Genomic DNA, 1,400 nt, shown 5'->3' on the forward strand with positions numbered 1-1,400 from the left:
CGTGGTTATCGGGCGGCAGGGGTAAAAAGAATAAAAAAATCCCGCAGTGATCGCGGACAGGAACTGCGGGAGAGTTACGAAGATTAAGTGTAAGGAATTATTCTTATATCACGACAAAAAAATTAACGCAGAGAAATTATACGCGCCACAGTCAGTGTGTGAAAATGTGAAGATATTCAGAATTTTTATGCCATTACCGGTTTTAACCAACAGGATTATCGGTGGGCATGAAAGAAAACCCCGGTATCTGCTGATACCGGGGTTTCTCTTTAGCATGGCAGAAATGTGTTTCATGCTTTTCGGGCGAAGGATATCCGACTTCTGTACGGAATGGCAAGTGGCGGTTAATTTATTCAGGGGAAGGCTGTATGGGAAAAGGTGGCGGTAAGGCACACACGCCTCGTGAGGCGAAGGATAATCTCAAATCCACGCAGATGATGAGTGTGATTGATGCGATTGGTGAGGGACCGATAGAAGGTCCGGTGAAGGGACTGCAGAGTATTCTGGTGAACAAAACCCCGCTGACGGACACGGACGGTAATCCCGTGATACACGGTGTGACCGCGGTCTGGCGTGCCGGGGAGCAGGAGCAGACACCACCGGAAGGCTTTGAGTCCTCCGGAGCTGAAACCGGACTGGGCGTGGAAGTGACGAAGGCAAAACCGGTGACGCGCACCATTACGTCCGCGAACATTGACCGCCTGCGGGTTACCTTCGGGGTGCAGTCACTGGTGGAGACCACCTCAAAGGGTGACCGTAACCCGGCAACCGTCCGCCTGCTGATTCAGTTACAGCGTAACGGTAACTGGGTGACAGAAAAGGACGTCACCATTAACGGCAAGACCACCTCACAGTTCCTGGCCTCGGTGATTCTGGATAATCTGCCTCCCCGGCCCTTTAACATCCGGATGGTCAGGGAGACGGCGGACAGCACCACGGACCAGCTGCAGAATAAGACGCTGTGGTCGTCATACACCGAAATCATCGATGTGAAACAGTGCTACCCGAACACGGCCATTGTGGGGCTGCAGGTGGATGCGGAGCAGTTCGGCGGCCAGCAGATGACGGTGAACTACCATATCCGCGGTCGTATCATCCAGGTGCCGTCAAACTATGACCCGGAAAAACGCACGTACAGTGGTATCTGGGACGGCAGTCTGAAACCGGCATACAGCAACAACCCGGCCTGGTGCCTGTGGGACATGCTGACTCACCCGCGCTACGGCATGGGAAAACGTCTGGGGGCGGCGGATGTGGACAAGTGGGCGCTGTATGCCATCGGGCAGTACTGCGATCAGACGGTCCCGGATGGTTTCGGGGGGACCGAGCCGCGGATGACCTTTAATGCGTACCTGGCACAACAGCGTAAGGCGTGGGACGTTCTCAGTGATTTCTGCTCT

The 1,400-nt window shown here is 54.4% G+C and carries 1 protein-coding gene; it reads left to right on the forward strand.

The annotated features are described in order from the left end of the window. Positions 1-368: 368 nt before the first annotated feature. Positions 369-1,400: TipJ family phage tail tip protein (gpJ, locus tag EA14781_RS22155; RefSeq protein ID WP_042336380.1), on the forward strand; the 1,032-nt coding region annotated here is incomplete at its 3' end.

Origin of the sequence: Escherichia albertii NBRC 107761 = DSM 17582 (assembly GCF_000759775.1) — a bacterium.
GTDB lineage: Bacteria > Pseudomonadota > Gammaproteobacteria > Enterobacterales > Enterobacteriaceae > Escherichia > Escherichia albertii.